General features: G+C 72.2%; 18 protein-coding genes. 10 read left to right on the forward strand and 8 right to left on the reverse strand.

Annotated elements, in window-relative coordinates:
- Positions 1–158 precede the first annotated feature (158 nt).
- Complete coding sequence (locus KK097_RS14520; RefSeq protein WP_214545271.1) at positions 159–1,097, reverse strand: SDR family oxidoreductase; 939 nt, start codon at positions 1,095–1,097, stop codon at positions 159–161.
- Between the two features lie 122 nt (positions 1,098–1,219).
- On the opposite strand from KK097_RS14520, the gene KK097_RS14525 reads away from it, so the two are divergent.
- From KK097_RS14525 to KK097_RS14535, 3 genes are all read left to right on the forward strand, one after another.
- Complete coding sequence (locus KK097_RS14525; protein WP_214531471.1) at positions 1,220–2,329, forward strand: LLM class flavin-dependent oxidoreductase; 1,110 nt, start codon at positions 1,220–1,222, stop codon at positions 2,327–2,329.
- Between the two features lie 213 nt (positions 2,330–2,542).
- The gene (locus KK097_RS14530; RefSeq protein WP_214545272.1) at positions 2,543–3,199 is read left to right on the forward strand and encodes a hypothetical protein; all 657 of its coding nucleotides are present in this window, start codon (positions 2,543–2,545) and stop codon (positions 3,197–3,199) included.
- A gap of 330 nt (positions 3,200–3,529) precedes the next feature.
- Positions 3,530–4,021: a pyridoxamine 5'-phosphate oxidase family protein gene (locus KK097_RS14535; RefSeq protein WP_214531469.1), complete on the forward strand. Its 492-nt coding sequence runs from the start codon at positions 3,530–3,532 to the stop codon at positions 4,019–4,021.
- Between the two features lie 157 nt (positions 4,022–4,178).
- Here KK097_RS14535 and KK097_RS14540 read toward each other — a convergent pair whose 3' ends face one another.
- Positions 4,179–5,426 carry a putative hexosyltransferase gene (locus KK097_RS14540; RefSeq protein WP_214545273.1) on the reverse strand — a complete coding sequence of 416 codons (1,248 nt, stop codon included), beginning with the start codon at positions 5,424–5,426 and terminating at the stop codon, positions 4,179–4,181.
- A gap of 247 nt (positions 5,427–5,673) precedes the next feature.
- Here KK097_RS14540 and KK097_RS14545 point away from each other — a divergent pair, with 247 nt between their 5' ends.
- Both KK097_RS14545 and KK097_RS14550 read left to right on the forward strand, forming a co-directional pair.
- Positions 5,674–7,083, forward strand: a complete 1,410-nt coding sequence (locus KK097_RS14545; RefSeq protein WP_214531467.1) for an MFS transporter — start codon at positions 5,674–5,676, stop codon at positions 7,081–7,083.
- 133 nt (positions 7,084–7,216) lie between these two features.
- On the forward strand, positions 7,217–7,993 hold the full coding sequence (locus KK097_RS14550; RefSeq protein ID WP_214531466.1) for an endonuclease/exonuclease/phosphatase family protein: 777 nt from the start codon (positions 7,217–7,219) through the stop codon (positions 7,991–7,993).
- Between the two features lie 515 nt (positions 7,994–8,508).
- Here the strand turns inward: KK097_RS14550 and KK097_RS14555 are convergent.
- From KK097_RS14555 to KK097_RS14565, 3 genes are read right to left on the reverse strand one after another with little or no spacing between them, the layout of a single operon-like run.
- Positions 8,509–9,183 carry a methionine ABC transporter permease gene (locus KK097_RS14555; protein WP_214529670.1) on the reverse strand — a complete coding sequence of 225 codons (675 nt, stop codon included), beginning with the start codon at positions 9,181–9,183 and terminating at the stop codon, positions 8,509–8,511.
- Positions 9,180–10,280: a methionine ABC transporter ATP-binding protein gene (locus KK097_RS14560; protein WP_214545274.1), complete on the reverse strand. Its 1,101-nt coding sequence runs from the start codon at positions 10,278–10,280 to the stop codon at positions 9,180–9,182. The genes KK097_RS14555 and KK097_RS14560 overlap by 4 nt, the downstream gene beginning before the upstream one ends.
- Positions 10,280–11,239 carry a MetQ/NlpA family ABC transporter substrate-binding protein gene (locus KK097_RS14565; protein ID WP_214545275.1) on the reverse strand — a complete coding sequence of 320 codons (960 nt, stop codon included), beginning with the start codon at positions 11,237–11,239 and terminating at the stop codon, positions 10,280–10,282. Before KK097_RS14565 ends, KK097_RS14560 begins: the two co-directional genes overlap by 1 nt.
- A 177-nt stretch (positions 11,240–11,416) precedes the next feature.
- On the opposite strand from KK097_RS14565, the gene KK097_RS14570 reads away from it, so the two are divergent.
- Positions 11,417–11,926, forward strand: coding sequence for a 2'-5' RNA ligase family protein (locus tag KK097_RS14570; protein WP_214545276.1), 510 nt, complete (start codon positions 11,417–11,419; stop codon positions 11,924–11,926).
- A gap of 24 nt (positions 11,927–11,950) precedes the next feature.
- On the opposite strand, the gene KK097_RS14575 is transcribed toward KK097_RS14570, so the two are convergent.
- The 3 genes from KK097_RS14575 to KK097_RS14585 all read right to left on the reverse strand — a co-directional run bounded on the left by KK097_RS14575 (position 11,951) and on the right by KK097_RS14585 (position 15,225).
- Positions 11,951–13,198 carry a D-arabinono-1,4-lactone oxidase gene (locus KK097_RS14575; protein WP_214545277.1) on the reverse strand — a complete coding sequence of 416 codons (1,248 nt, stop codon included), beginning with the start codon at positions 13,196–13,198 and terminating at the stop codon, positions 11,951–11,953.
- A gap of 108 nt (positions 13,199–13,306) precedes the next feature.
- On the reverse strand, positions 13,307–14,788 hold the full coding sequence (locus KK097_RS14580; protein ID WP_214529665.1) for an MDR family MFS transporter: 1,482 nt from the start codon (positions 14,786–14,788) through the stop codon (positions 13,307–13,309).
- A 155-nt stretch (positions 14,789–14,943) separates the two neighbouring features.
- A complete protein-coding gene (locus KK097_RS14585) occupies positions 14,944–15,225 on the reverse strand; it encodes an acylphosphatase (protein ID WP_214529664.1) in 282 nt (93 codons plus the stop codon).
- A 143-nt stretch (positions 15,226–15,368) separates the two neighbouring features.
- Here KK097_RS14585 and KK097_RS14590 point away from each other — a divergent pair, with 143 nt between their 5' ends.
- The 4 genes from KK097_RS14590 to nadC are packed head-to-tail and all read left to right on the forward strand — an operon-like array spanning position 15,369 to position 20,026.
- Entirely contained in the window at positions 15,369–16,076 is a 708-nt protein-coding gene (locus KK097_RS14590; protein ID WP_214529663.1) for an NUDIX hydrolase, read from the forward strand.
- 8 nt (positions 16,077–16,084) lie between these two features.
- Complete coding sequence (gene nadA / locus KK097_RS14595) at positions 16,085–17,356, forward strand: quinolinate synthase NadA (RefSeq protein WP_214545278.1); 1,272 nt, start codon at positions 16,085–16,087, stop codon at positions 17,354–17,356.
- A 31-nt stretch (positions 17,357–17,387) separates the two neighbouring features.
- Positions 17,388–19,124 (forward strand): L-aspartate oxidase, encoded by a 1,737-nt coding sequence (locus KK097_RS14600; protein ID WP_214545279.1) that lies wholly within the window; start codon positions 17,388–17,390, stop codon positions 19,122–19,124.
- Positions 19,121–20,026 (forward strand): carboxylating nicotinate-nucleotide diphosphorylase, encoded by a 906-nt coding sequence (gene nadC, locus KK097_RS14605; RefSeq protein WP_214545280.1) that lies wholly within the window; start codon positions 19,121–19,123, stop codon positions 20,024–20,026. The genes KK097_RS14600 and nadC overlap by 4 nt, the downstream gene beginning before the upstream one ends.

The raw sequence follows: 20,026 nt of genomic DNA on the forward strand, positions 1-20,026 counted from the left end.
GTCGGGTGACCACGGGCCTCCCGTCCGCCTGTCCCCGCGTTCTCGACCGCGCGAGACGCCGGCGTGCCCGTTCGACGCCGCCACGTCCGCGAGACGCCTCCGGATTCGGCGGCGTCTCGTGGAGCTGGAGGCGTCCTGGCGAGACGCCGGCGTCTTGCTCAGAGCGGCGGACGCGTCCCGGTGAGGTCCTCGGCGACCGCCCAGAGGGAGCGGGCGAGGTCGGCGCTCCGCGCGGAGCCGGGGATGGACACGGTGGTGGTCGGGCCGGTCATGCCGAACGGCCCGGAGGGGCCGTAGTAGGCGCCACCGACGGCGTTCGGCCCGACCGCGGCGTAGAGCAGCGGCTCGGTGCCCTGCTCGACGGCCTGCGTGAAGGGCAGGGCGCGGTTGCTCGGCCGCACCGGCTTCGAGCGACCGAGGGAGCGCCCAGCGGCCTGCAGGTTCGTCCGGGTGTAGCCGGGGTGGGCGGCGGTGCTGACCACGGGCACGTCGGCCTCCACCGTCAGGCGGTGCAGGTGCAGCGCGAGGAGCAGGTCGGCGAGCTTCGACTGCGCGTACGCACGCCAGCCGTTGTAGCCGCGCTCCCACTGCAGGTCGGCGAAGCGGATCCGGCCGGGGATCGCGGCGAGGCTCGACATCGTGACCACCCGTGGAGCCTGGGCCAGGGGGCCGACGGCGAGGGGTGTTCGCGCACGGAGCAGCGACGGCAGCAGCAGGTTCGTCAGGGCGAACGGGCCGAGGAAGTTCGTGCCGAACTGCAGCTCGAAGCCGTCGACGGTCTCGAAGCGCTCCGGCGGGGCCATCACGCCGGCGTTGTTGACGAGGACGTCGATCGGGCGCTCCTCGTCGACGATCCCGGTCGCGAACCGGCGGACGCTGGCGAGGTCGGCGAGGTCGAGTTCGCGGACCTCCACCTCGGCGCCGGGGTGGGCGGCGCGGATGCCGGCGGCTGCGGTCTCGCCCTTCTCGGTGCTGCGGACGGCGAGCACGACGCTCGCGCCGGCTCCGGCGAGGCGCAGGGCGGCCTCCTGGCCGGTGCCGCTGTTGGACCCGGTGACGACGATGCGGCGTCCGGTCTGGTCGGGGAGGTTCGGCATGGGGGTGACCGTACTCGTGCGGGCTGGCCGACCCCGGCCCGCCCCCGGCCCGACCCCGTGCGCGGGAGCGCGCCTCGTGCTATGTTTATGCAAACGCATGGAAGTGCGACCAGGAGGACACCATGAGCAACGCATTCGGCACCGACCGTCCGTCGGACGTCCCGCCGCCCGCCCCCGACCGGGTCGGGCCCCTGCAGCTCGGCCTCGACACCTTCGGCGACGTCACCGAACGTGCCGACGGCAGCCTGCAGTCCGACGCGCAGAGCATCCGCGACGTCGTCGACCAGGCCGTCCTCGCCGACCAGGTCGGAGTCGACTTCATCGGCGTCGGGGAGCACCACCGAGCCGACTTCGTCGTGAGCGCCCCCGAGGTCGTCCTCGCCGCCATCGCCGCCCGCACCGAGCGCATCCGCATGGGCTCGGCCGTGACCGTGCTGTCCTCCGACGACCCCGTCCGTGTGTACGAGCGCTTCGCCACCGTCGACGCGCTGTCGAACGGTCGCGCCGAGGTCATCCTGGGTCGTGGTTCCTTCACCGAGTCGTTCCCGCTGTTCGGCTACGAGCTGAGCGACTACGAGGTCCTGTTCGAGGAGAAGCTCCAGCTCTGGGCGGCCCTGCGCGGCGGCGACGCCGTGACCTGGTCCGGCACGAAGCGCGCGGGCCTGGTCGACCAGGACGTCTTCCCGAAGCTCGAGCACGGTGCCATCCCGACGTGGATCGGCGTCGGCGGCTCCCCACAGTCGGTCATCCGTGCCGCGTCGTACGGCCTGCCCCTGTTCCTCGCCATCATCGGCGGGCAGCCGGCCCAGTTCGCCCCGTTCTCGCGCCTGTACCGCCAGGCCCTCGCGCAGCTCGACCTGCCGCAGCAGCCCATCGCGATGCACTCGCCGGGCTTCGTGGCCGCCACCGACGAAGAGGCGGCCGAGCGCTACTGGCCCTACCACAAGGCCGTCACCGACCAGCTCGGCCGGGAGCGCGGCTGGCCGCCCCTCGACGTCGCCGGGTACCGCGCGAGCCTGTCGGCCGGCGGTTCGCTCTACGTCGGCTCGCCGGAGACCGTAGCCCGGAAGGTCGCGCGCAACATGCGGATCCTCGGCGCCTCGCGCTTCGACATGCGGTACGCCACGGGTCGCCTGCCGCACGCCGACATGATGCGCTCGATCGAGCTCTACGGCACCGAGGTCGCACCCCGCGTGCGCGAGTTGCTGGCGCAGCCCGTCCCCGTCGCCTAGGTCGCGGGTCCGGGTCCGGGTCCGAGCGCGGATCCGGGTCCGGGTCCGGGTCCGCAAGACACCGGTGTTCGCACTCCACACCACCCTTCGCGGGTGTTCGGAGCGTGGACACCGGCGTTTTGCTGTCGGGGTCGCGGTGTTCGCGCGGCGGACGGGAGGCCCGGTGCGGCCCACCGAGATCGGCTCACGGGGGCCGCGGGTACGGTCCAGGGCATGTCGTCACGCCCCGAGCACGCCTCCGGTTCCCCCTCCGCCGCCGGCTCCGCCGTCGAGCGACGGTTCCGCGGTCGGATCATGGGCGTCGGCACCACCTCGGGCGTCCGGATCGTCGTCGGCATGTGGGACCGGTCACCCTTCGGGGCGTTCACCGACGTGTTCCTCGAGCTCCCCGACGGCACCAGCGTGCTGCTCGCCCCTGACGAGATCGTCGCCGCGTACGTCTCCGGCACCTACCGCTTCGACACCGTGTCGGTCGTCGACGTCCGCGCCCGCCGCACCGCGCACGGCCTCGAGCTGTCGGCCGGGGCGCTGCAGGCCTCGATCGACGTCGGCGGCATCTCACCGCTCGGCCGGATCCTGCGCATCGTCCCGAAGCCGATCGCCCGCGACCCGCGCTGGCTCGCCGCGATCGACCCCGTGGCACGGTTGCTCGCTCCGGGGTCCGGCACCGCTGGTTCGGCGGGCAACGGCCGCCGCGAGTACTACGGCGTGACCGGGGCGCACGACGTCACCGGTGTGCGTGGGACCTGGGCGGGGGAGCCCCTCGGGGACCTGGCGCCGCTCGACCCGCCCGTGGCGTTCGGCTTCGCCTCGATGCCGAAGATCCCGCAGGTCGTCGACGTCGAGACCACGATCCGCGAACCCGCCTGAGCCCGCCTGGCCCCACCACGGTGCCGCGCGCCGGTGCCCACCACGGTGCCGCGCGCCGGTTCTGTGCGTGCGCACCTTGCGACCATCCACGCGTCGAACGACTCGTGTCGTGTCCCTGCACACGTATCCACGGCCCGAGAGCCGGGACACGGCGGACGGGAGCCGAGTGCCGGACGTGCGCCGGGCCTCCCGGCCGACCGTGACCCGGCCACGCGCCGCGCCGGGCTGACGCATCCAGCGCCGGAGGGGCACACTGGTCGGAACGGTACGGCCCCGTGCACCGACGGTCGCACGTCGCACGGTGCGGGGCGCATGACGCAAAGGAGCACCATGACCGACACACAGACGGAGCAGCGCGCCGCCATCTCGGACATCGTCCACGGCGCCCACACGGCTCTGCTCACCACGGTGAGCGCGGACGGGAACCTGCACGCCAGGCCCCTCGCCGTGCAGGACAAGACGTTCCACGGGACCCTGCGGTTCCTGGTGCAGGACGGCAGCGAGAAGGTCGAGGACATCGCGCGGAACCCGCACGTCAACGTCTCGATCGAGTCGCAGGGCGGGTACCTGTCGATCGCCGGGACAGCGACCGTGACCCGGGACGACTCGGTCGTCGACGAACTGTGGTCCCCGTTCGCCGAGGCATGGTTCCCGGAGGGACGCCAGGACCCGTCGATCCGGCTGCTCACGGTCGAGGGGGTCTCGGTCGAGTACTGGACCCAGGACACCGGACCGGTCGGCAGCCTCGTGCAGATGTTCAAGGCGGCGCTCGGCAAGCAGAGCCAGCCGGACACCGGCGACCACGGCACGATCGAGCTCTGAAGCGCGACGCGCGACGCACGACGCCGTCGTCCCGTCCCGACGACGGCGTCGTGCCATGTCGGTGCGCGGTGCGCGGTGCGCGATGCCCGGTGCGCCGTGCGCAGTGCGCCGTGCGCCGTGCGCGGTGCCGTAGCCGGTCCGGCCGCGCGTCAGCCGGTCACGGGGGGCCGAGCAACCAGAGCACCGCGACGAGCACCGGCTGCCCGGCGAGCGCGGCCGACACGAACGTCCACCGCATCCAGGGCTTCGCGACCAGCTCGGGCGACCCGAACAGCGGCGCGAGCGGCATGAGCAGCCGCGGGGTCGAGGCCATCGGCAGCGACACCGCGAAGATGTACAGCGCGTACGCGGCCGAGTACAGCACCGTCGTGGGCCCGAGCCGGAGCGTCGACCGGCGCAGCAGCCAGATCGGGTACGTGACGAGCAGGAACGCCACGATGAGGATCCCGCCCACCCCGAGCCAGCGGCCCGCGATGAGGAACCACGGCGTCAGCGGCACGAAGTCCACGCGGCCGATGAAGTTCACCCACCAGGACATCTCGGTCTCGAGGTAGGCGTTCGGCGTCCCCGTCACGTGCGAGGCGATCACCGGCCATGCCAACCCGGCGACGACCATGGTCAGGCCGGCGGCGACGACCCGCACCTGCTCGCGGAGCGGGAAGCCCTCGAACACGCGGCCGGTCTCACGGCGAGCCCGGACCCACCGCACGAGTGCGTCCACGCCGAGCACGAGCGGGATCGCCAGGGCACCCGGCCGGGTGAAGGCCGCGGCGACACCGAGTGCCGTCAGGAGCCCGTACTGCCGACGCTCCAGCGCGAGCAGCGCGCCGAACGACAGCGCGAGGAACATGCTCTCCGCGTACCCGACCTGCAACAGGAAGGACAGCGGACCACAGCTGAAGAAGAAGACCGCCCACATCGCGGCGGCGTGCCCGGCCCGGTCCCGCACGAGCCGGTGCAGGAGGTAGGTGGCGATCAGCCCGGCGACGATGGCGACGAGCGGTGCGCCGAGCTCGAACGGCACCCCGGTCGACGCGGTCAGCGCCCGGATGGTGAAGGGGAACGCCGGCAGGAAGGCCCAGGCGTTCTGCGCGACGTTGCCGGCTGCGTCGAGCGGCAGCGCGTCGGGGTACCCGTGCAGCGAGATCTGCTCGTAGTACTGCCCGTCCCAGGCGACGAGGAACGCTCCGAACCCGTGTTCGTTGCCCCAGATCGCATTGCTCGGCAGGGCCCGACCTAGGAGCGGGTACGCCAGCGCGAGCCACAGCGTCGAAAGGATCCGGCCCCCGGTCCAGACGAGCAGGACCGCCGCCCACGCCGGCAGGGACGTGACGGTGTCGAGGACGCGTCGACGACCGGTGGACACCGCGCCGGTGACCACACCGGCGCTGTCGAGACGGCTCACGCGCGGATTCCTCGGCGTTCGGGTCGACGGGAGTGCACCCGGCCAGGGTAGTCGGACACAGCATGGGGGCCGCACGGAACTGCGCCGGGAGGCCCGTCCCGCGTCGCGCGTGCTGCGTCACGCCCCGGTGGGCGGCCGGTGCCACGTCCGGTGGGGGTCCGGTCCGGTGGTGGCGGTGGTGGTGGTGACGGTGCGACGGTGGTGGCGGTGACCGCGTTGACGTCGGCGGGCATAGTCTCGGTGGGCGATGACGACGACGGCGACGACACCCAGACGGCGGACGGGCAGCACGGCGGTCGCCGTGCTGGTGGCCGGGACCTTCTTCATGGAACTCCTGGACGGCACGATCCTGGCGACCGCCGCCCCGGCGATGGGACGGGACCTCGGGGTTGACTCCGCTGCGGTGGGCGTCGCGATCACCGCGTACCTCGTGACCCTCGCGGTGTTCATCCCGGTGTCCGGTTGGCTCACCGACCGGATCGGCTCCCGGACGGTCTTCGCCGGTGCCGTCGCGCTGTTCACGATCGCGTCCGCCCTGTGCGCGCTGTCCACCGGCCTGGTCGAGTTGACGCTGTGGCGCATCCTGCAGGGCCTCGGCGGAGCGCTCATGGTGCCCGTCGGTCGGCTCGTCGTGCTCCGGAGCGCCGGCCGGGAACAGCTGGTCACCGCCATCGCCATCCTGACCTGGCCGGCGCTCGCCGCCCCGATCATCGCGCCGTTCATCGGTGGTGTGCTCGTCGAGACGCTGTCGTGGCACTGGATCTTCCTCATCAACATCCCGCTCGGCGTGGTCGCCTTCGTCGCCGCCCTGGTGCTCGTCCCACAGGAGCGCGCGGCGCAGCGGGTGCCGTTCGACTGGTTCGGGTCGCTGCTCGCGTGCGTCGGGCTCGGCTCGCTCGTGGTGATGGCCTCCCTGCTCGCGCTCGACGTCGTGCCGGTCACCGCGGTCGTCGTCTCCGGGATCCTCGGCGCGGTGTGCTGCTGGCTCGCGATCCGGCACTTCCGCAGGGCCCCGCACCCGATCATGGGGCTGGACGCGTTCCGGCTCGAGACCTTCCGGGTGTCGCACGCCGGCGGCGGCCTGTTCCGCCTGGCGGTGTCCGCCGTGCCGTTCGTCCTGCCGCTGCTGTTCCAGGACGCCTGGGGCTGGAGCGCCGTGCTCGCCGGGTCCGCCGTGCTCTGGGTGTTCGTGGGCAACCTCGGCATCAAGCCGATGACGACCCCGTTCCTGCGCTGGTTCGGCTACCGCCCGGTCATCATCGTGTCGTCGGCGATCGCCGCGCTGACCGTGGTCGCGATGGCGTTCATGACCGAGGACACCCCGTTCTGGCTGCTCGCCGTGCTGCTCGTCGTCAGTGGTGCGGCCCGGTCCGTGGGCTTCACGGCGTACAACACCATCGCCTTCGCCGACGTCGAACAGGCGGACATGACCCCCGCCAACACCCTGTCGTCGACCCTGCAGCAGACCGCCGCCGGCTTCGGGGTCGCCGTCGCCGCCGTGGTGATCCGGGCCGCCTCCGGGCTCGGGGGCGACGGCCCCTACGCGGTCGCGTTCTGGGTCATCGCCGCCCTGCTCGCGGTCGCCTGCGTCGAGGGCATCCTGATGAGTCGCACAGCGGGGGACACCGTCCGCCCGGTCCGTCGTGTCCGCGCCTGATCCCGCCGCTGTCCGTTTGCGTCACGGTCACGCGGACGAAACCCGGCACGCGTTACAGTCTCAGCAACCGTCCGCGATCCCCGAGTACGGTGACCGCGGCAGGGTGACCGGAACACCCGGACAGGAAGGCAGCATGGCCGCGCCAGAGCAGCAGAGCACGATCGCATCAGAACAGACCGTGCAGCCCACGCAGCTCCGTGTCGTCAGCTACAACCTCCGCGAGCACACCGCGAACAGCGAGCTCGCCGCACTGGCCGAGGCGTCCGAAGCGGACGTCCTCTGCGTGCAGGAGTGCGACAGCAACGACCTCGCTCCGTCGATCGGTGGGCTCTCGCTCGCCGCGTCGACCCGCACCAACCGCCTCGGGCTCGCGATCTACAAGCGCGACGACCGCTTCGAGGTGCAGGACTTCAGCATCCACTCGCTGCAGAAGTCCCTGCACGACCGGGTCCTCGCGCCGGCGCACGAGCGGCTCATCGCGATGCACCTGCGCGACACCGAGGCCGACGCCGAGGTCATCGTCGCCTCGTTCCACGCCTCGCCGCTGACGGCCACCAACTCCCTGCGCCGCAAGCAGATCGAGGCCGCGCACCAGTTCCTCCGCGAGCTGTCGAACGACGCCCCCGCGATCATGGTCGGCGACTTCAACTACCCGTGGTTCCAGACGAACCTGCGCCGCAAGATCGAGCAGCACGGCTTCGCGCTCTCGCTGTCCGACCAGCCGACGTACCTGCGGTACCGCAAGTTCACGGGGCACTTCGACTTCGCGACGAGCGTCGGACTGCACATCGCGGGCGTCGAGACGCTGCCGGCGGGCATCTCCGACCACCGCCCGATCCTGGTGCGTGCCCACTACGAGCACCCGGGCGAGACCGGCGCGGTCACCACCATCGAGGCCCCCGCCGCCTGACCCGGCGCTGCCGGCCGCCCGCTCGCCCCACCCCCGCCCGCCCCGCTGCCCCGAGATTCCGAAATGTTGGCATCTCGGCGCTCGCCGCGGGTGTTCGCGGAACCTCGGGGTATCGGGTGCGGCGAGTCGTGGAACCTCAGCGACCGGACAGCGCAGGGACGAGATCGAGCGGCGCCGGGGACCGTTCCGCACACGACCCCTCTCGTTGCGGTCCCGTCCCGCTCCTCCTGCTCTGGAGGTCCCGAGATTTCGGAACCTCGGCGACCGCAGCGTGCGTTCGTGAAACCTCGGCGCCTCGACAGCGGCGAGTCGTGGAACTTGAGCGGACATGAGTGGCGAGTCGCCGGTGACCGCTCGGCGGACGACGCGGGGTGCGCCCGCACCGCCGGCAACGCACTGGAGGCCCGGTGCCGGTTCCAGGAACCGGCACCGGGCCTCCAGGCGGTCGAGCCGAAGGGCTCCCGACGTGCCCGCGACGGGCCCACGCACCACGCAGGGTGGTGGGGCCGCCCGCGTCAGCGACGCAGGGTCGCCCGCGCCAAGCGGTTGCCGATGAACTGGCCGAGCTGCACGATGACGACGATCGCCGCCACCGAGACGTAGACCACCCACCAGTCGTACCGCTGCGAGCCGTAGGTGATCGCGTACTCGCCGAGTCCGCCGCCACCGATCAGCGCACCCTGCGCCGTCATGTCGACGATGCCGATGTAGATGAACGTGTAGCCGAGGATCAGCGGGCCGAGGCCCTCGGGGATGAGCACGGTCAGCAGGATCGAGACGGGGTGCGCGCCCGAGGCCCGAGCCGCCTCGACCACGCCCGGGTCGACCGACAGCAGGTTCTGCTCCACGATCCGGGACACCGCGAACGCCGCCGCCAGCGAGATCGCGAACGTCACCGCCGGGACGCCGATCGTGGTCTGCACGACCACTCGCGACAGCGGCGCGATCGCGGCGAGGAAGATCACGAACGGGATCGGGCGGATCAGGTTCACGAACACGTTGAGGACCGTGTAGGCGGTGCGGTTGCCGAGCACGTTGCCGGGCCGGGTCGCGTAGAGCAGCAGGCCGAGCGCGAGGCCGATGACCCCGGCGATGACGAGCGAGACGAGCGACATCACGATGGTGTCGCGGATGGCCGCCAAGAAGACGTCGAACGTGTCGATCACGCTCTGGAACGAGTTGTTGTTCACGCGGCGGCCTCCTCGTCGGTCGTGACGCCGTCGGCGCGGAGTGCGGCGATCGCGGCGTCGATGGCGCCGGACGCATCCGAACCGCCGGCCGCGCCCGACGAGCCGGACGCGACTGCCGCGCCGGACCCGCCGGCGGGCGCGCTCAACTCGTAGGTGAGCGAGCCGATCCGGCGCTCCCGGATTTCGCCGACCCCGCCGTAGACCAGCTCGGCGGTGGCCCCGGCGGCGCGGAAGGCGGCGTCGATGCGGTTCTGCAGCCCGGCTTCGTCGGTGATCTGCACCGTGACGAGCCGACCGGGGTGGCGGTCCCGCAGCCGCCGGAGCGTCTCGGGGGAGGGCCGGTCGTGCAGTGCGGTGCGGACGAAGCGCTGCGCGGCACCGGTCTTCGGCGCGGAGAACACGTCGTAGACGTCCCCGACCTCGACCACCCGCCCCTGCTCCATCACGGCGACGCGGTCGGCGATCTGGCGGACGGCGTCCATCTCGTGGGTGATGACGATGATGGTGACGCCGAGCTCCCGGTTGACCCGGCGGAGCAGCGCGAGCACCTCGGACGTGGTGTCCGGGTCGAGGGCGCTGGTCGCCTCGTCGGCGAGCAACAGGTCGGGCGACGCCGCGAGGGCACGGGCGATGCCGACACGCTGCTTCTGCCCGCCGGACAGCTGCTCCGGGTAGGCGTGCGCGCGCTCGAGCAGGCCGACGAAGTCGAGCAGCTCGGCGACCCGGCGGTTCCGTTCCGCCTTCGGCACACCGGCGACCTTGAGCGGGTACGCGACGTTGCCGGCGATCGTGCGGGAGCGGAACAGGTTGAACTGCTGGAAGATCATCCCGATGTTGCGACGCGCCAGACGGCGGTCCCGCTCGGGGATCGCCGTCAGCTCACGGCCGGCGACGGTCACCGTGCCGGAGCTCGGCAGCTCGAGCGCGTTGACCAGGCGGACCAGGGTGGACTTGCCCGCACCGGAGTACCCGATGACGCCGAGGACCTCGCCCTGGTGCACGTCCAGGGAGACGTCCTCGACGGCCACCACGGTCTCGCCGGTGTCGGCGCGGCGGTAGTGCTTCGAGACGCCGCGGAGTTCGACGAGGACCGGCACTACTGCTTGGCCGCCTTCGCGTCCTGCTCGACCTGGGCGAGCTCGTCCTGCAGCTTCGAGGCGCTCTCGTCGCGGGCGACGGCCTCGGGCAGGTCCTTCGCGAAGGCCTTCTGCACGGCGTCCTCCTGGAACAGCTCCGCCAGGTCGAGGTAGGTCTTGTTGCCCTTGTCCTCGTCGCGGACGGCGAAGACGTTCACGTACGGGGCAGCGCTCGCGCTGGAGGGGTCGTCCTGGTAGATCGCGTCCGAGATCGGCAGGCCAGCCGCGGTGGCGAAGTTGTTGTTCACGACGGCGGCGGCGACCGAGCCCTGCTGCAGGGCGTTCGCGGTCTGCGAGGCGTCGAGGGGCTGGACGTCGACCTTCTTCGTCTCGATGTCGTCCGCGGTGGAGAACGCCGAGCCGCCGTCCTTGAGCGTGATGAGGTCCGCCGCCTGCAGGATCAGGAGCGCACGCGCCTGGTTGATCGAGTCGTTCGGGATCGCGACCTTCGCGTTCGCGGGCAGCTCGGAGGGCTCGTCGTACTTCGTCGCGTAGAGCGGCAGCGGGTACACGGCGGTCGAACCGATCGGCTGCAGGTCGTCGTTCGAGGTGACGTTGTAGTCCGCCAGGTACTGGATGTGCTGGAACTGGTTGATGTCCAGCTGGCCGTCCTTGAGCGCCGGGTTCGGCAGCGAGTAATCGGAGAAGTTCGTCAGCTTCACCGTGACGTTGAGCTGCTCCTTCGCGAGCTTCGTGTAGGTGCTCCAGTAGCCGAGCGACTTGTCCGCGACACCGATCGTGACGGTCTTCGGGGCGGCGTCACCGGCGGCACCGGCGCCGCCGGCGTCGTTGCTCCCGGAGCGGACGGCTCCGACGATGACGGCGACGACGATCGCCACGACGACGATCGCGGCGGCGACGATCCAGCCGATCGGGCGCTTGCCCTTCGGCTTCTCAGGCAGTGCGGGGGCTGCGGACATGCTGGTGCTCCTCGTGGGCCGTGCGTGTGGGGGAGCCGCGGTGGTCCGCGGTGTGGAGACGAGTGTGACGTGCGCCCCACCCCCGGAGCGAGTTCCGTTCCGCTGTGTTACGCGGCACTCGACCCGTGTCGCGTCCGTCGCGGGACGCGTCCCGGCAGGACTTGGTTGACTCGCACCGTGCGCAGCATCGAACTCGTCCTCGGCCCGGAGTCGGACGCCGCCGTGCGGTCGGCGTGGCAGGCCCTGATCGACGCCGACCTGCCGAGCCTCGGGCGGCACCCGTCCCCGTCGAACGCCCCGCACGTCACCCTGGCCGTCGGGGAGACGCTGCCCGTGCCGGCGGGGTTCCGCACGCCGGTCCCGACGTCGATCCGGCTGGGCGGGCTCCTGCTCTTCCCCGCGGGTGCCGGTCGGTCGGTGCTCGTGCGCGCGGTGGTCGTCGACGCGGCGCTCACGACCTTCCACGGCGAGGTGCACGCGATCGCGCCCGGCGGCGTCGAGACGTCGCTGCCCGGGCACTGGTCGCCGCACGTCACGCTGGCCCGCCGCGTGCGTGACGAGGACCTGCCGAGCGCCGTTGCTGCGCTGCGCGCCGTGCCCCTGCCGGAGACGCTCGACGTCGGTGGCGTCCGGCACTGGGACGGTGAGACGCGGACGATCACGCCGCTCGCGCTCACGACCGACTAGCGGGGCACTGCCTGGAGGCCCGGGTCAGGTCCCGAGCACGCGTTCGCCGAACGCGGATGCGAACGTCCGCTCCGGGTCGGCTCGGGCGACGAGGTCGCGGAAGTCCGCTAGCCGCGGGTACAGCCCGGCGATGGCCGCGTGGTCGAGTGAGCTCATCTTGCCCCAGTGCGGACGGCCGTCGAATGCCGCGAGCCGGGCCTCGAGGTCGGGCAGGAGCGCGGCGACCTCGGCCGGGTGCTTCTTCCACGTGAAGGCGATGCAGAGGACGTCCTCGCCCTGGGTCGGGCTGAGCCAGAACCCGTCGGCGGCCATCGTCCGGAGTTCGCAGACGTGCAGGTGCGGCTGTATCCGGTCCGCCAGCCCCCGGAGCGCGTCCAGGGCGGCCGCCGCGTGCCGGAGGGGGACGAAGTGTTCGCTCTGCACCTCGGACCCGTGGCTCGGGACGGATCCGAACGGGAAGTGCGGCAGTCGGTCCCACCACGGGCCGACCGACCCGTCGCGGGCGGTGCGGCGGTCGTCACCGGGTGTGCCGGGCAGCCGGGGTGCGCCGACGAGTGCGTCCGGGACGGGCACGTCGTCGGCTCCGTCGGGCACGCGCGACTTCACCAGGACCTCACTGATCGCGTCGCCGAACACCGTGTACGCGCACACCGAGTACCCGGCGGCGTGCACCTCGGCGACGTTCGCCGTGAAGGTGTCCCACGGGATCGCACCGTAGACGTCCTGACGCATCCGGTAGGCCGGTTCGACGTCGAGGGTCACCCGGGTCACGATGCCGAGCAGTCCGAGGTGCAGCACGGCGCCGTCGAACGCCGGGTCGGTCCGGTCGATCGTGCGCGCGGTACCGTCCGGCCCGAGCACCTCGAGCGAGCGCACGGCGGTGGACAGTGAACCGAGTGTCGTGCCGGAACCGTGGGTGCCCGTCGCGATGGCCCCGCCCACCGAGATGTGCGGCAGGGAACCCGTGTTGTGCAGGGCGAACCCGGCGCGGTCGATGTCGGCCGCGACGTCGCCGTACCGGGTGCCGGCGCCGAGCGTCACGGTGCGCTGCTCGGCGTCGACGACGAGGTCGGTCGGGATCCCGGTCAGGTCGAGGAGGACGCCCGCGGTGTCGGCGACGTCGTTGAACGAGTGCCGGGTACCGAGTCCGTGCACCCGTCCGGTGCCGGCGATGACCTCGGCGGCCTCGTCGATCGACGACGGCCGGACGACCCGTTCGGCCGTGTAGGTGACCGTGCCGGACCAGTTGAGCTCGCTCGTCGTCGACCGCATGGCGCCCACCCTGCCACGCGGTCCGGAGACGGGCGTGGGCCGGGCGCCGGTCCCGTCACGGGTTCGGCGTCCGGCCCTGCTCGTCGGTCAGTGCGCGAGGCTCGTCGGTCAGTGCACGGGCGGGGGCGTCGGCGCGCCCTCGGGCAGTTCCGGCCGACGGACGAACACCGAGGCCAGGATGCCGAACAGCGAGATGACCGCGCCGACCAGGAAGGCGGTGCCGACACCCGAGGCGGTGGCCACGGCCAGGCCGTCGGCTCCGGAGCCCTCGACGGCGGTCGCCGCACCGATCGTCAGCAGTGTGACGAAGAGTGCCGTGCCGGCGGCCCCGGCGAGCTGCTGCGCCGTGCCGAGCACCGCGCTGCCGTGCGAGTACAGCTTCGGGGGCAGTCCGCCGAGCGCCGCGGTGAACAGCGGCGTGAAGGTCAGGGCCAGGCCGATGCTCAGCACCACGTGTGCGCCGAGGACGAACCACACGCTGGTGTCGACGTCCACGGTGGAGAGTGCCCAGAGCACGGCACTGACGATGATCGAACCGGGGATGAGCAGCACGCGCGGACCACGACGGTCGTAGATGCGCCCGACGATGGGGGAGAGGAGCCCCATCAGCAGCCCACCGGGGAGCAGCAGCAGGCCGACCTGCAGCACCTCGAGCCCGAGGACGCGCTCGAGGTAGATCGGCAGCAGGATGAGCGTGCCGAACATCGCCATGAAGCTCAGGCCCATCGCGACGATCGGCACCGTGAAGCCGCGCGTGCGGAAGGTGCGGAGGTCGAGCAGGGCACTGTCGGTGCGCTGCAGACGGGTCTGCCGGACGATGAACACCGCGAGGGCGACCGCGCCGACGACGAGCGCGCCCACCGGGACGGCGAGACCGGTCGTGGCGGCTTCACCGATGCTGGAGAGGCCGTAGACGATCCCGCCGAAGGCGAAGGCGGACAGCACCACCGAGAGCACGTCGATCGGGGCCTTGCGCGGCGTCGAGACGTTCTGCACCTTGACCATGCCGAGGATGAGCGCGGCGATCGCGATGGGCAGGACGAAGCCGAACAGCCAGCGCCACGAGAACGCGTTGAGGATGAGCCCGGAGATGGTCGGCCCGATCGCCGGTGCGACCGAGATGACGATCGAGATGTTGCCCATGATGCGGCCGCGGTGGGCCGGGTCGACGAGGGTCAGGACCGTCGTCATGAGCAGCGGCATCATGATCGCGGTGCCGCTGGCCTGCACGATGCGGCCGACGAGCAGGACCGTGAAGCCCGGCGCGAGCAGGGCGATCAGCGTGCCGAGCGAGAAGAGCCCCATGGCCCAGACGAAGACCGGGCGGGTGTTGAAGCGCTGCAGCAGGAACCCGGTGATCGGGATGACGACCGCCATGGTGAGCAGGAAGCCGGTGGTCAGCCACTGACCGGTCGCGGCGCTGATCCGGAGGTCGTCCATGAGGCGGGGCAGCGCCACACCCATGATCGTCTCGTTGAGGATGACGACGAACGCGGAGACGAGCAGCAGCCCGATCACGAGTCGGGTCTCGGCAGCGGACGGCTGCGAGACGCTCCCGGTGCGCGGGGCGGAATCGACGGCCTGGGTCATGCGGGTGCTCCTGGTGGGTCACGACGGGTGGAACGGGTGTGGCGCAGGACGCGCAGACAGGGCAACCCCCTGAGTGGATGCGATTATTCCGCTTCGCTCCGACATCCGCAGGTGAACGATCGGTGCCGCGCGATCCGTCCTCCCGTCGGGCTCGCTCAGTGCAGGATGGCGAACCCGTCGGCGTCGCCGTGCGGCGCGACCGTCCGGAGCGTGACGTCGGTCACGGTCGCCGAGGGCGGACCGGTGCGGAGACACTCGACGAGCGAGTCGACCGCGACCGACGGGCCCTCGGCCTCGACCTCGACCGTGCCGTCGAACAGGTTCCTGGCGTACCCGACGAGGTCGAGCCCGTCGGCCTTCCGCGCGGTCCAGTACCGGAAACCGACCCCCTGGACCGTCCCCGACACCACGGCGTGCACCCTCGTCACCGTCGTCATGTCCTCACGCTATCCGCGGCGTGGCCCCGGGAGTTTTCGGTCCCGTGACGATCTGTTTCCGGCTCGTGACGAGCCGACCGCTGCGGCAGTGATAGTGTCATCCCAACCCGAACACTTCGAGTCAGATTGACACTATCTCCACCATGGACGAAGCAGGCATCCGCGTCGCGGTCTCCACCGTGATCGTCGCCCTGCGCCCGCACCCCGACACCGGGGCTCCGGCGCTGTGGATGCCGCTCGTCCGCCGCGTCGCCGAGCCGTTCGAGGGGTCCTGGGCGCTCCCCGGCGGCTGGGTCGGCGACGACGAGGGGCTCGAGGACTCGGCAGCCGCCCGCCTCCGCGAGACGACGAACGTCCAGCCGCGGTACCTCGAGCAGCTCTACGCCTTCGGCGACGTCGGACGCTCCCCGAACCGGGTCGTGTCGATCGTGTACTGGGCGCTCGTGCACCCGGACGAGGCGAACGTCGTGCCCGACGACTGGAACGTCCGGTGGTTCCTGGCCGACGAGCACCCGCCGCTCGCCTTCGACCACGACCGCATCGTCGAGTACGCCCTGTGGCGGCTGCGCAACAAGATGTCGTACTCGCGGATCGCGCAGGCGTTCCTCGGCGACCGCTTCACCCTCGCCGAACTCCGGGGCGTGTACGAGGCGGTGCTCGGCCGAGCGCTCGACCCCGCGAACTTCCGTCGGCAGGTCGAGAAGACCGACGCGGTCCTGCCGACCGACGAGACCACGAGCGGGGGTCGGCACCGTCCGGCCCGGCTGTACCGCTCGAACCCCGACCTGGCCTACGCGGACAACGGCCCGCTGCAGACCGGAGCCGATCAGCACCAGCAGCGGAACCGATAGGAAACCCCGTGTCCATCGCCACGACGATCGAACTCATCTCCAACGGCCAGGCCGGTGGCAGCACCTGCACGCCCGACCTCGCCGTGCCGACGTGGGACTTCGACTCCCGCCCCGGGTACGGCCCGGGGTCGTCGATGTCCGACGTCATCCCGACGAGTGCCCCGCGCCAGGGTGTCCTGCCCGACGAGTACAAGACGGCCGCGACCGACGAGCTCCACGAGCGCATCGAGCGGGCGAAGGCCACCCTCGGGGACCGGGTCGTCGTCCTCGGGCACTTCTACCAGCGCGACGAGGTCGTCCGGCACGCGGACTTCCTCGGTGACTCGTTCCAGCTCGCGAACGCCGCCCTGACGAAGCCCGACGCCGAGGCGATCGTGTTCTGCGGCGTGCACTTCATGGCCGAGACCGCCGACATCCTGGCCCGCGACGACCAGCGCGTGATCCTGCCGAACCTGGCGGCCGGCTGCTCGATGGCGGACATGGCAGACATCGACAGCGTCGAGGCCGCGTGGGCCGAGCTGACCGCGGTGTACGGCACCGAGCCCGACGCCGACGGCCGCGTCCCCGTGATCCCGGTCACCTACATGAACTCCGCCGCCGACCTCAAGGCCTTCTGCGGTCGCAACGGCGGCATCGTCTGCACCTCGTCGAACGCCGCGACCGTGCTCGAGTGGGCGTTCGAGCGCGGGCAGCGCGTCCTGTTCTTCCCCGACCAGCACCTCGGCCGCAACACCGCGAAGGCGATGGGCATCAGCACCGACCTGATGCCGCTGTGGAACCCCCGGAAGCCCGGTGGGGGCAACACAGCCGCGGAGCTGCTCGAGGCCAAGGTCATCCTCTGGCACGGCTTCTGCTCGGTGCACCGCCGCTTCACCGTGGACCAGATCGACCAGGCCCGCCGCGAGCACCCGGGCGTGCAGGTCATCGTGCACCCGGAGTGCCCGATGGCCGTCGTCGACGCCGCCGACCACGCCGGCAGCACCGACCTGATCCGGAAGACCGTCGCCGCGGCCACCGAACCGACGACGTTCGCGATCGGCACCGAGATCAACATGGTGAACCGGCTCGCCGCCGAGTACCCGCAGCACACGATCTTCTGCCTCGACCCGGTCGTCTGCCCCTGCTCGACGATGTACCGGATCCACCCGGGCTACCTCGCCTGGGTGCTCGAGGCGCTCGTCCGCGGCGAGGTCCTCAACGAGATCGTCGTCCCCGCCGACGTGCAGGCGGACGCCAAGGTGGCGCTCGAGCGGATGCTCGCCGCCAAGCCCCGCGGCTGACACGCGAGCCCGACGAACGAGGGAGACCACCGTGCACGTCGTCATCGTCGGCTCCGGCATCGCCGGGCTGACCGCAGCGATCCGCGCCAGTGCCCTGCACGACGTCACCCTGGTGACGAAGGGAGCGCTCGCCGACAGCGCCACCGCGTACGCCCAGGGCGGCATCGCGGTGGCGCTCGGCGCCGACGACTCCGCGGCGCTGCACCAGGCCGACACCCACGTCGCCGCGGCGGGCAGCGCCGACGCCCGCGCCGTCGAGGTCCTGTGCACCGACGGCCCGGCCCGCGTCCGCGACCTGCTCGCCCTCGGGGTGCCCTTCGACCGGTCGTCGGACCCGGCGACACTCGACCGGTACGGCGACGACCTCGCCCGCGGCCGTGAAGCCGCGCACGGCCGGTGGCGCGTCGTGCACGCCGACGGTGACGCGACCGGGGCCGCCATCGAACGCACCCTCATCGCGGCACTGCACCGTCGACACGTCACGATCCTGGAGCGCACGAGCCTGACCGACCTCGTCGTCCGCGACGGGGCGGTCGTCGGCGTCGACGTCCTCGACCTGCTCGGGGAACCCCGCCGGCTCGACGCCGACGCCGTCGTCATCGCGTCCGGGGGAGCGGGACACCTGTACCGCGAGACGACGAACCCCCTGGTCGCGACCGGCGACGGGGTCGCCGCCGCCTGGCGCGCCGGTGCCGTCCTCGCCGACCTGGAGTTCGTCCAGTTCCACCCGACCCGGCTGGCCGTCCCCGGCGGCGGCCTGGTGTCCGAAGCCGTCCGCGGTGAGGGCGCCGTCCTCCGCGACGCCGCCGGGAACCGCTTCATGACCGACGTGCACCCGGACGCCGAGCTCGCCCCACGCGACGTCGTCGCCCGTGGCATCGCCGCCGCGGTGCGCGACCAGGGCGGCGCACCCGTCCTCCTCGACGCCACCGGCCTCGACGCCGGGTTCCTGGTCACGCGGTTCCCCGGACTCACCCGCGCCACCCGCGCCGCCGGGTTCGACTGGACTCGCGAGGGCGTCCCCGTCGCACCGGCCGCGCACTACTCGATGGGCGGCATCGCCACCGACGCCGAGGGCCGGACCAGCCTGCCCGGACTCCTCGCCGTCGGTGAAGCCGCCTGCACCGGGGTCCACGGCGCCAACCGGCTCGCCTCGAACTCCCTGCTCGAGGGACTCGTCTTCGCGGTCCGCGCAGCGGACGCGGTCGCTGCACCGCGACCCGGCCTGCTCCGCCTGCGCGGGGACGCCGGTCTCCACGTCACCAGCGTGCCCCGAGCGGCTGACGCGATCTGCGCCTCCCCCCACCTGCTCGGCCGTCACGCCGCTCCGCAGGCTCCGCAGCGCGCCGGAACCGGCAGGCGTGGGCCCAGTCCGACCCTGCCTGGAGGCGCGACCCGCCTCGACGACGTCGGTGCCGTCCGACAGGCGGTCCAGTCCGTCATGACGGACCGCGTCGGGCTGCTCCGTGACGCCGTCGGGCTGGCCAGCGCGCGCCGCGAGCTCGACGCGCTGACCGCGCCGACCGGCGGCGGCGTGCGTGAGCACGAGGACCTGGCGCTCCTCGACCTGGCGCGACTCGTCGCGCTCGCCGCCGAGACCCGCACCGAGTCGCGTGGGGCGCACGCCCGCACCGACCACCCCGACACCGACCCCACCGCCCCGGCCTCGTACGGCTGGGTCGCCGACCACACCGACGCACATCCCGACGAGCACACGGACGAACGCGCCGACGGCTCCGCCGTCGTCCCGCAGGAGGTACCCGCATGACCACCGACCCCGGCACCATCCCGCCGCACGCGCTCCGTCGCGTGATCGAGACCGCGCTCGAGGAGGACGCGCCCTGGGGCGACGTCACCAGCGAGACCCTGATCCCCGTGGAGGCGACCGCGACCGCGACCCTCGGCGCGCGCGAACCCGGCGTCCTGAGCGGCGGTGGGGTCTTCGTCGCGGTGATGCACGCCGTCGACCCGTCGATCCAGGCCGTGGTGCACGTCGCCGACGGCACCCGGTTCGTGGCGGGCGACGTCCTCGCGACCGTGACCGGATCGGCGCGCGCCGTGCTGCGGGCCGAACGGGTCGCCCTGAACCTGGTCCAGCGGATGTCGGGCATCGCCACGGCCACCGCGGCCCACGTCGCGGCCACCGCGGGCACGTCCGCGCGGATCGTCGACACCCGGAAGACGACGCCGGGCCTCCGAGCACTCGAGCGGTACGCCGTCCGGTGCGGTGGCGGACACAACCACCGCACCTCGCTGTCCGACGCCGTGCTCGCCAAGGACAACCACCTGGCGGTGCTCCTGGCCGGCGGCATCGGCATCGGCGACGCGATCGCCCAGGCCCGCCAGCGGCTCGGGCACACCGTGCACGTGGAGGTCGAGGTGGACCGGATCGACCAGATCGAACCCGTCGTCGCGGCCGGGGTCGACACGATCATGCTCGACAACTTCACGCCGGACGAACTCGTGACCGGGGTCGGCATCGTCGCCGGGCGTGCGCTCGTCGAGGCCTCGGGCGGCGTGTCACTCGACACCGTCGCGGCGATCGCGGCGACCGGCGTCGACGTCATCTCGGTCGGCGCACTGACCCACTCGGCGCGGGCGCTCGACCTCGGGCTCGACATCGACGTCGCGGTGCCGACGGAGCACGTCGCGGTGCCCGTGCGGGACTGA

The sequence above is a fragment of the Curtobacterium flaccumfaciens genome (genome assembly GCF_018598405.1).
Taxonomy (GTDB): domain Bacteria; phylum Actinomycetota; class Actinomycetes; order Actinomycetales; family Microbacteriaceae; genus Curtobacterium; species Curtobacterium aurantiacum.